This is a genomic window from Calothrix anomala FACHB-343 (assembly GCF_014696435.1).
Classification (GTDB): domain Bacteria; phylum Cyanobacteriota; class Cyanobacteriia; order Cyanobacteriales; family Nostocaceae; genus Aulosira; species Aulosira anomala_A.
In genome coordinates, this window is sequence record NZ_JACJQG010000067.1 from 23,745 (window position 1) to 33,305 (window position 9,561).

A 9,561-nucleotide genomic window follows, 5' to 3' on the forward strand; every position below is an offset into this window, starting at 1 on the left:
ATTAAAGAAAGATAATTCGTAATTAATAATTCGTGATTTTTCTCCTATGTAATTTGATATTAGGCAGATTTTTAAATAACAGATTCAGAGAATTACATCTAGAATTAATCGCGAATTTAAAATTACGAATTACCAATTACCAGGCGGCACTACTAAACTAGCTGGAAGCCATCAACGCCACTGGGCAAACCGGCACTGGCGGCATCCCAAAAAGCACTAATACCACTGATGGTGTTGTCACTGTTGAGAGCGACTTTAAAGATAGAACTGCCGCTACCGGTGAGGCTGGTATCACCTATACCAAGAACAGCATTTCTTCTGGTACTGAGGAAAAGATTGCCTGAGCGATCGATCCAGGCACTATCCACATCTTCATCGGTGTTAGTATCCAGTCCTATTTGCGCACCAACAAAATATAGTTCCCAGGTTTTACTGGTGGAATTTAATTTCAGTAAGTCTTCATCTTTGGCAGTCACCCCGCCTGCATTGAAGTTACCGTTGACGCTGATAACTAAATCGCCTTTTGCTGTAAAGGTAATGGCATCAATGTTTTCTCTCTCTGTATCTTCCAGCCCGACTTTGGAACCATCGAGGAATAATTCGTAGGTTCCAGCGCTGTAATCACTAGGGGTTGCTGGTTTAACGCGGATAATGTCAGAATTATCCACAATTAAATTGCCTAATACAACACCACTCTTATCAAGGCTGATTAAAATGCTGCCATCATCTTGAACGGAGAAAGCATCAATATCCACACCTTTGCCATCTAAGCCAACTTGGGAACCGTCAAAGAATACTGACCAGCTTCCTTGTTTGCTGTCATACACCAAAATATCTTCATCTGAGTAAGAGATGCCATTGATAGTGCCATTTTCATTAGCGCTGACATAGTATTTGTGGTTAGCTGTCTCAAATACGTAAGCTGCACCAATGTTAGGTTTAATGCCGTCATGGCCAATAGCACCAATTACCAGCGCATCACCGTCTTGAATATCGACAGAATTAGCAAAGAGGTCACCATTGCCAATATCAGGGTTGGTCAAGGTTTCTAATAAATTGCCTGTTATGGCATCAAACAAGTAGGCAGAGCCACTGTTATCTGCACCAGTGTTATCACCACTCGCACCAACCAAGACTTTGTTATCGGCGATGGAGACGGAAACCCCAAACTTGTCACCTGGCTCTGGGGTGGGGTTAGCAAAGGTTTGCAACAATTTCCCTGTGACAGCATCAAACAGATAAGCTGAACCAGCGTCAACAGCACCTAAATCGTCAGCGCGAGCACCAACGACGATTTTGTCACCATAAATAGCTACAGCACTACCAAATAGGTCAGCCTCATCAGCTTGGGGATTGAGGATGGTATGTACTAGTTCTCCAGTTTTGGCATCAAATACATAAACACTGCCTGTATCAGCTGCACCTGTATCATCTAAGAAAGCACCGATAACTACAGTGTCACCATATATCGCCACCGAGAAGGCAAACAAGTCTCCACCATAAGGTGTGGGGTTGTCGAAGGTGCGCAAAAGTTCGCCAGTAGTGGCGTCATACAAGTATGCTCTGCCACTGTTGGATTCTCCCCGATCGTCGTAGGGCGTACCAATTAGTACGTAGTTGCCAGACATTGCTACTGAGTAGCCAAAGTAGTCACCTCCTGAAGCATTGGGTTTGGAAAAAGTTTGTAAAAGTTGCCCTGATAGCTTGTCATAAAGATAAACCTCTCCTTTATCGTTATGACGAGGGGCACCGATCAGTACAGTTTTCTCAGAGAGATCTATGGAATTACCATACATATCACCACTCTTGGCAGAGGGGTTGAGATAAGTCTGTACTTTCTTCCCTGTAAGGGTGTCAAACAGATAGACTTTAGCATTACCAGATTCACCTTCCTCACCTCCAACTGAGGAAACTAAGGTATGAGTCCCGGAAATAGCCACTGCATTGGCAAATAGGGTGCTATTAGGCGCGGGATTCAGTAAAGTTTGAGTCAGGGAGAATTTAGTAGTAGCCATAATGATGCTTTTTATCTCTGGGTTATAGAACAATGGCGATCGCCGTCAATACGTCAGTAAAAATTTTCACAGTAGCCAGGAACAACTAATTAGCTAGAAAAACCAGCCATCACAATCCTGGAAAATCCACTAGCGGAGCCGTTCCAAAATGAACTGTAGTTACCGCTTGTGTTGATAGCTAATAAGCTAAGGCTAAGTTTGAAAATGTCATCACCTCCTCCATCAGATCAGAAACGTTGAAAGCTCTAAATATAGTTAGGTAAATACTTCCATGATTGTCATTCCTACAGTGTTAATATCTTGAGTGTTAGCTCTGTTGAGACCCATGTTAGAGCCATCAAAATAGGGCGGATACCGATGATTTGCCCTGAAAGCGCGATCGCGGTAACGTCAGATTGTATTCGATCGTCTTTACCGTTTCTTAATAAAAAAAATTTTTTGTTGTGCGCTGAGTCAATGAAATCTTGACAATGAGGTTGGTGAATCAAGCCATCATCATCGCTGGCTTTGATTACAAATGCACCCGTTATCAATTTATCGTCAGTTTGATGATTCATTAACCCTGCAACACCCAATTGTCTTAGTAGCCTTCTCATTTCCTAGCTTTCTTGTGTTTTTAGGACTTTAGCCGACAGCAAAACCATCAATGCTGTTAGTTGCATTTAATCCGGCAGCTGTGCCATCCCAAAATTGAATGAGATCACCACTAGTATTTAAACCGATAGAATTGGGAATGAATGTGAAGATTGTGTTTCCGTTTCCACTGATAGTAGTGTTAGCACCGATAGCACCGTAGTTTCTTCTGGTACTTAAGTATATATTGCTACCGTTATCTACCCAAATAGCATCAATATCTTCATCACTATTAGTATTGAGATCTAAATCAGAACCATCAAAATATGGTGCCCAAGTTCCTGCTGTGTTGGCTCCGGTATTTGTAGCTGTAAACACAAACAAATCTTCATCATTGCCATTAATTACTCTTCCATTGACACCAGGAAGGCTGGGACTACCAGTGAAACTCATTAGTAACCGACCATCTGGTAATATGCTAAAAGCATCAATATTCTCGCCATTATCGCTGGGATTACTCACAGGATTTAACTTCTCACCTAAACCGACATTTGCCCCACGGAAGTATAAACTGTAAGTCCCCGCAGTATTACTGCCCCAGGAAGTAGCAGAACTGGGAGTGAAACGGACTATATCAGTATTGGTAACAACTAAGCCCCCAGGAAGCGTTAAGGATGTCGCTTTAGAGTTATAGTCTAGAGAAAACAAAATGCTATTAATACTATTGTCAGTATTTCTAACTATATGAAAAGCATCAATATCTACCGCCAGATTTTCGTTATTCTGATTTGTCTGGTTTAACCCTACTTGGGAACCGTCGAAGAATATCGACCACTTTTTAGAGATGCTGTCATACTTTAAGATATCTTCATCTCCATAGTCAAAAGCAACCCCCGTACTAGAATTGGCGCTACTAATTGTGCCAGCATCAACGCTACTCACATAAAAGCTGCTATTGTAGTTGATAATCACTTCATCTTGGGCAGTTAGTTCGCTATCTGCGGCTGTCAGACGCAATACATAAGTACCTGGTTGGGAAAAAGTGGCGGTTGTATCTATAGCGTTGGCATTACCAAAGGTAACATTACCCGGGCCGCTTAACTTAGTCCATTTACTAAAAGCGATCGCGCCGCTATCGGTCACTGTACCATCTAAAGAAACGGTATTGACTGCAACTGTCTGGTTATTTCCTGCCTCTACCGCAGGTGGTTTATTGGTGAGGGTAAATTCATATAAGAAGCCATCATTTTCGTTAGGATCGCTATCATTATCAACTCCTCTGGCGACGATGTAGAGGTTGGTGGCGCTGGGCGTTTTACTACCTGGTGCAAATACTAAACCTGCTGGATTGAGAGGATTAGCTGCGCTGATGTCAATTGTCTGCACTAAGGTACCACCAACAGTCATCTCGAATAATAAATTATCAGGGTTACCTAGCGCGTATAAATGACCATTGGCTGAGTTATAAGCTATACCTTCAACATCAGTCAATCCCATGATGGCAGTATCAAAGGAAGAATAAACATCATCTGTGGTGCCAAATTTACCATCTGCACCTGGATTAACTCGGTAAATTTCACTGTCTACACCACCAGCAAGAAACAGAGCTTTGATACCACGGCTCAAGTCATTAACATAAACTACATCTTCTACGTCTGTACCAGCGGATTGATTATTATTGATAATCTTGAAAATAGAAGTGTCAACCTCACCTACCTTTACATCATCTGCGGTGCCAAATTTGCCATCTGCACCCAGAGCAATTTCATAAATGCGGCGATCGTCGTCAGAGGAAATAAATATACGTCCAGTATTAGGGTTAAAGCTGATTCCTGTTGGTTCTTTCGTATAAGATGTGGTGCTACCGCTCCTCACTGGAGTACCATCTAGCTTGACTTCAAATACATTACTATTGACGAAAATGTTTGGCATTTCGTCTACTTCGCCATCAACCATTAACAATGTATTTGAACTAGGTAGGTAGGTAATACCTGAGGGATCGGGACTAGAATTACTCCAGGGGCTAGAACTGAGAACCTTAGTTGCTGTAGCCCTGACTAAATAAGCTTTGGTGGTGGGTGCTGCTGTAGTTTGAACTGCTGTTAATGATAATTCTGTAATGGGGGCACTAGTTGCATCAGCCACAAACAGATTTTGTCTGCTGCTGGCGTCTGTGGTGTCTGAAGTTGGCGCAAAAAGTAAATCTGTTGGCTGTTTGAGTCCGAGTTGAGATGCATCGCGGATTGCTAACAACTCACCTTTTTGATTGATTTCATACAGCTTTTGTTCTTTAGGAAAACTCAAGACATGGAGATTACCAGTGCTGACATCAAAGGCGATGTGTTTGGCATGTTTAATCCCTGATGGTAAAGGAATCTGCACAACTTCTGCTTTAGCAAAGCTCCCCAGGGAGTCTGGCAGAATACTGATAATAGTATTTTTCTGCAGCAGAAATAGGCGTCCTGTGTCTGGTTCGATAGTTATGTCTAGAACTTTACTAATCGACTTAGGAAGAGCGAAAGAAATTTGTTGATTGGGATTGAGGCTACCATCAGAGTTAATCGCGATCGCAATTAATTGCTGTTTGGGAGTCAAAACTAGCAACCGCTCAAATTTGTCATCCTGAACTATCAGGGATTTATCGAGCAAACCAGCTTGTATATTTTTATTTGAACGTTTACTATCTCGCCCTTGCTGAGAATCAATAGCGATGATTTGGTTTTTCTCGATAGCAAAGAATCGTTTGGCTTTATGTGAGTAAGCTAGACTCTCTGGTGCTGGCAGTTCCACACCATTGACGCGATCGTCGAAAATTTGTACTAATTGTAAGGGACTGAAGTTGTCTAAATCTTTATTCTTAGGCATGATGTTTGTGGCACTGGATGAAGTTGTGAATTATGTTTATCTAGTTTGTTCATACCCTTTACAAGTACGCAGTTCTCAACAAGAGCAATCGGTTTTATTCAGGTGATTGGAGAGAGAAATCACCATCTAAGCGGATAATCAAAGCTAATAAGGGTGTGAAGACAAATAAAATCACATCACAAACAAATCTCTATTGCGTAAATTCAGCAGTTTTCTAAAAAAGATGTTGCTAAATCTTTGAGCCGCTAAATTGAATCTGTAGAGTGAATAATTCATGCTTCTAAAGCGCTTAAGCTTTGGTAATGTACTGTGCTGTTAATGGCTAAAGCCTTTTAGTTGATTTAAGCTTTCATACAAAAGGTTCTCGTTGTTTATAGATTTTGATTCGGTAATTTTACAAAAATTTTATAATCAAATAAATCTGACATTTGTTATTCTGTATTTACTGCTAAAATGCGGAAGATTTAATACTTTGCATGACAGCACATCGTCGCAATAATTATTGCGATCGCAATTTATATATAGTAGGAATTATGAACAATCGCGATGTTTCTACTATACAGATGTAGCTAGAGAATAAAGACAAACCTATATTTCTGAAACTATTTACTTATGCATACTTGCAACAAGTTAGTTCCAGCCGCTCTTGATAAATAAATGTGATGAGCGCAGGGATGTGGATATGTATTTAGCAGCTTTATCCGATGCATCCTAATTTGGTGAGAGCTAGATAGCGAATCAATTCTGCGGGGCAAAAAAAATTATCCAACCGCGTAAGTCTCAGGAAAATCCTTTATAGTCTGATTTAGTCAGTCTACGAGATGGGAAGCCGCTTTTAGTCTTTGTGCGAACATGAGCAACTTATAGTCTGACAGTGATTTTTCCAAATTAGGTACACCTATCGAGCGCATGATAAATGTAATAAAAATTTATCTTGTTAATCTATATGTGCGATCGACAAGAAAATTTTAAAAACTGTGTTGTGATTTAGGCTGTCAAGCTTTAGCTTACCGCGTCAGTTTGATTTGACTGACTCTTAATTACCCTCCTAGCAATAGATGACCCTCAAATTAATGAACCAAGTTTCGATAACTCTATTATTACTTGATTTCACTGAATGTGGATCTGTGTTTATAAACTGCAATATCTGAGATATTACAGTCATCTTTGAGATTTATAGCACTTGTTAGACAGTAAGTTTATATAGATTTTATGAATTAACTCGATTATCGTCAGCAAATATATATAGATTTCATTAAGCAGACAAATACATCGGCTATTTACGTAGAGTTAGCCGATTTTGTCTAGCACATATCAAGCTAATTGCTAGATATTGTTAGCTTTTAACGAAGCATTGGTTTTTTTACTTGGAGCTAGGTCTATGGCAAGCGATCGCTATCCTACTATGAAAAGTATATATCTCATGCAACTTGACAGCAGAACAGTTTTTTGTTTTAAGGTTTGGGCTAGGGCAGGCTAGGTAAGGCTACGACAAAGATTAAGACAATTTGGGTTTGGGGTTTGAATGAATCTATAATACGAGGCTCTTGGTTAAGGAAATGTTATTGAACGGCAGATTTTTGATTAAGATTTGCTCATTGGTCAGTTGTTCGGGGAGTTTCAGAAATTTCAGAAATTTTAAATTTGCTAAAGCGTGTTTAAAAAATAAGTATTGCTATTCTACTTTTAAGGAATTTAACTAAGTTACAGCAATTTTTACCTATTTGAACCACATCTGTCGTAGGGGCACGGCAACAGTAAAATTATTGTATGTACCAAAAGATTGTCGGTGCCGTGCCCCTACAGCGTGGTCTATTTACCTGAAAATAGCTGTAATTTAGAAAACAATCAAATGTTAAAAATTTTTGCTGATCGCGGTGGGACATTTACAGATATTGTAGCTGTAACTAACAATCAGGGGATTGTGGAAAGATTATCCAGCCACAGAGAACGTTTTTTGATTGTGCCCCTTCCTCAAAGAGAATGGATTATAGTCTACAAGTTACTTTCGGAAAATCCAGAACAATATCAAGATGCAGCGATTCAAGGGATTCGGGATATTATCGGTTTGGCTAGGGATGAACCTATCCCCAGTGAGGCAATAGAAGTAGTGAAGATGGGAACAACGGTGGCGACAAATGCATTGTTAGAAAGAAAAGGCGATAGAGTTGCACTGTTAATTACCAAAGGTTTTAAAGATGCGTTGCGCATTGGCTATCAAAACCGTCCAGATATATTTGCGCGTCATATAGTTTTACCGACGATGCTTTACGAACAAGTGATTGAGGTAGAGGAACGTTATGATGCTGAGGGTCAAGAATTAACTCCAGTCAATATTGCCCAGGTCAAACAAGACTTAGAAAGATTGTACAGCATGGGGATACGCAGTTGTGCGATCGCGTTTATGCATAGCGATCGCTATCCGCACCACGAACAACAAGTTCAGCAACTCGCCCAAGAGGTTGGATTTACCCAAATTTCAGTATCTCATGAAGTTAGTCCGTTAATGAAATTGGTCAGTCGCGGTGATACAACCGTTGTTGATGCTTATCTAACGCCGATTTTGCGACGCTATGTCAACCAAGTAGCGAGTCAGTTACCTGGGGTGAAATTAATGTTTATGAAATCTGACGGTGGTTTAGTTGCGGCGGATAAATTTCAAGGTAAAGATAGTATTTTAAGCGGCCCGGCTGGGGGAATTGTTGGTGCGGTACAAACGAGTAAAAGGGCGGGTTTTGACTTAATTATTACCTTTGATATGGGTGGAACAAGTACAGATGTTGCCCATTTTAAAGGAGAATATGAACGCCAATTAGATTCAGAAATTGCTGGCGCGAGAATGCGAGTCCCCGTATTAGCGATTAATACCATCGCTGCTGGGGGCGGTTCAATTTTATTTTTTGATGGTTCTAGTTATCGTGTCGGCCCGGAATCGGCTGGTTCAAATCCCGGCCCCGCTTGCTATCGCCGTGGTGGGTCTTTAGCGGTGACCGATGCTAATGTTATGTTAGGTAAAATTTACCCGCAATATTTTCCGGCGGTATTTGGCGTGACGGGGAATTTACCACTAGATAAAGAGATTGTGCTGGAGAAATTTAGCCAATTATCCCAAGAAATTGCCACAGCTACAGGTAATTATCGTACACCCGAACAGGTAGCAGCAGGATTTATAGCGATCGCAGTTGAGAATATGGCGAATGCGATTAAAAAAATTAGCTTGCAAAGAGGTTATGATGTCAGCCGATATGTGCTTTGTTGTTTTGGTGGTGCTGGCGCACAAGTTGCTTGTTTAATTGCTGAGACTTTAGGGATGAAGCAGATTTTTCTCCATCCTTATGCGGGGGTTTTATCAGCTTATGGAATGGGATTAGCTGATGTCCGCGCTATGAGAGAAAAGGGCGTAGAACAACCTTTAACGGCTGCATTAATTCCCCAATTACAAGAGTTAATGCAGAGTTTGCTGATTCAGGCGAGAAACGAACTCAGCGAGGGAGATATTAGACATGATGAAGTGGTGCAAAAAGTCAATTTAAAATATCAAGGGACTAACTCAATATTGACCATTGATTTTGATACAGATGTAGCGATAATGCAGGCGAAGTTTGAGGTTGAGCATAAATCGCGTTATGGGTTTGTGCAATTAGAGAAACCCTTAATTGTTGAGTCTGTTTCTGTAGAATTAATTCAGAAAATGGATACACCAGAGGAATCTTTAATAATTCGCGATCGCTCTTTAGATGAATATCCGCAATCTGTGGAGACTGTGAAGATGTTTGCTGGCGATGAATGGCATGATACACCAGTTTATCGCCGGGAAGATTTACAGCCTGAAGATATTATTAATGGCCCGGCGATTATTGTGGAGAAAATTAGTACAATTGTCGTAGAACCTAACTGGATAGCTAGGTTGACTGAATGCAATCATTTGATTTTACAGCATTTATAAAATTTTATGATAGATTTTAAATTTCACAATATCGTGTTGATATATATCCCGCCCTACACTAAACTGTAGGGTTAATAGCGTAAGTCCACTCAAGTAGACCGGGGTATGTAACTAATATCAATGCTATAAAGAAAAGGAACAAATTTTAAGCCATAAATTCTT

The 9,561-nt window shown here is 40.5% G+C and carries 4 protein-coding genes; 1 reads left to right on the forward strand and 3 read right to left on the reverse strand.

The annotated features are described in order from the left end of the window. Positions 1–152: 152 nt before the first annotated feature. From H6G08_RS29010 to H6G08_RS29020, 3 genes are all read right to left on the reverse strand, one after another. Entirely contained in the window at positions 153–2,015 is a 1,863-nt protein-coding gene (locus H6G08_RS29010) for a WD40 repeat domain-containing protein (RefSeq protein ID WP_190549416.1), read from the reverse strand. 284 nt (positions 2,016–2,299) lie between these two features. After that, on the reverse strand, positions 2,300–2,611 hold the full coding sequence (locus tag H6G08_RS29015) for a hypothetical protein (protein ID WP_190549418.1): 312 nt from the start codon (positions 2,609–2,611) through the stop codon (positions 2,300–2,302). Positions 2,612–2,639: 28 nt separating this feature from the next. Further along, positions 2,640–5,453, reverse strand: a complete 2,814-nt coding sequence (locus H6G08_RS29020) for a PKD domain-containing protein (protein WP_190549420.1) — start codon at positions 5,451–5,453, stop codon at positions 2,640–2,642. Between the two features lie 1,852 nt (positions 5,454–7,305). Between H6G08_RS29020 and H6G08_RS29025 the strand changes: the two genes are divergently transcribed. Continuing rightward, a complete protein-coding gene (locus H6G08_RS29025) occupies positions 7,306–9,399 on the forward strand; it encodes a hydantoinase/oxoprolinase family protein (protein WP_190549421.1) in 2,094 nt (697 codons plus the stop codon). Positions 9,400–9,561 lie beyond the last annotated feature (162 nt).